Here is a 1,660-nt window from a genome sequence, read left to right on the forward strand (position 1 = left end):
TTTTTTATAACGAGGTAAATTAATAGAATTAATAGAATATATTGTGATTAAGGTCACGAGAAATTCGAGCATAAGCAAGAAGCATACAAGCTAGATAAGGGCGTATGGGGAATGCCTAGGCTCTCAGAGGCGAAGAAGGACGTGATAAGCTGCGAAAAGCTGCGGGGATTGGCACATACAAGTTGATCCGCAGATATCCCAATGGGGCAACCCACTTAACTGAAGGTTAAGTATCCGTAAGGAGGCAAACCCGGAGAACTGAAACATCTAAGTACCCGGAGGAAGAGAAAACAATAGTGATTGCGCTAGTAGCGGCGAGCGAACGCGCATTAGCCCAAACCATAAGGTTTACGGACCTTATGGGGTTGTAGGACCACAACATTTGTTGCAAATAGAATTAGAACAAGTTGGAAAGCTTGGCCATAGACGGTGACAGCCCGGTATAGGTAATAGTTGTAACGATAGTGGTATCCTGAGTAGTGCGGGGCACGAGAAACCCTGTATGAATCCGGCGGGACCATCCGCCAAGGCTAAATACTCCTGAGAGACCGATAGTGAACCAGTACCGTGAGGGAAAGGTGAAAAGAACCCTGAACAAGGGAGTGAAATAGATCCTGAAACCATACGCTTACAAGCGGTCGGAGCCCTTTATGGGGTGACGGCGTGCCTTTTGCATAATGAGCCTACGAGTTACCGTTTCCAGCAAGGTTAAGCAGTTCAGCTGTGGAGCCGTAGCGAAAGCGAGTCTTAATAGGGCGTTTTAAGTTGGTAATGGTAGACGCGAAACCGTGTGATCTACCCTTGGGCAGGTTGAAGCTGTGGTAACACATAGTGGAGGACCGAACCCGTTGACGTTGAAAAGTCTTGGGATGACCTGAGGGTAGGGGTGAAAGGCCAATCAAACTCGGAAATAGCTCGTACTCCCCGAAATGCATTTAGGTGCAGCGGTATAATAGTTTTATAGAGGTAGAGCTACTGATTGGATGCGGGGGCTTCACCGCCTACCAATTCCTGACAAACTCCGAATGCTATAAAATGTTTTATATCAGTGAGGGCATGGGTGCTAAGGTCCGTGTCCGAGAGGGAAAGAACCCAGACCATCAGCTAAGGTCCCCAAATATATGTTAAGTTGAAGAAACGCGGTTGGACTGCCCAGACAGCTAGGATGTTGGCTTGGAAGCAGCCATTCATTTAAAGAGTGCGTAACAGCTCACTAGTCGAGCGGTCCGGCATGGATAATAATCGGGCATAAACATATTACCGAAGCTATGGATTTCATATTTAGATATGGAGTGGTAGGGGAGCATTGTAACAGAGATGAAGGTGTACTGCGAGGTATGCTGGATTGGTTACAAAAGAAAATGTAGGCATAAGTAACGATAATGCGGGCGAGAAACCCGCACACCGAAAGACTAAGGTTTCCCCAGCTATGCTAATCAGCTGGGGGTTAGTCGGGACCTAAGGCGAACCCGAAGGGGGTAGTCGATGGACAACAGATTAATATTTCTGTACTTGCCCCACGTTAAAGCGGACGGAGGCGAACAGTTGGTGCGTGCTGACGGAATAGCACGTTGAAGGGAGTGGTAACACCCCGATAGTACACAAAAGCTTCGGCCGGCGTGATAATCCAGCGAATCGACTTCCAAGAAAAGCGAGTGGA

General features: G+C 47.8%; 1 rRNA gene (only partly in view). It reads left to right on the plus strand.

The window, feature by feature from the left end:
• Window positions 1-82 precede the first annotated feature (82 nt).
• A 23S ribosomal RNA gene (locus DET49_RS18175) occupies window positions 83-1,660 on the plus strand; it runs 1,237 nt beyond the window's last position.

The sequence above is a fragment of the Salegentibacter sp. 24 genome (assembly GCF_004362395.1).
In the GTDB taxonomy this organism is placed as follows: domain Bacteria; phylum Bacteroidota; class Bacteroidia; order Flavobacteriales; family Flavobacteriaceae; genus Salegentibacter.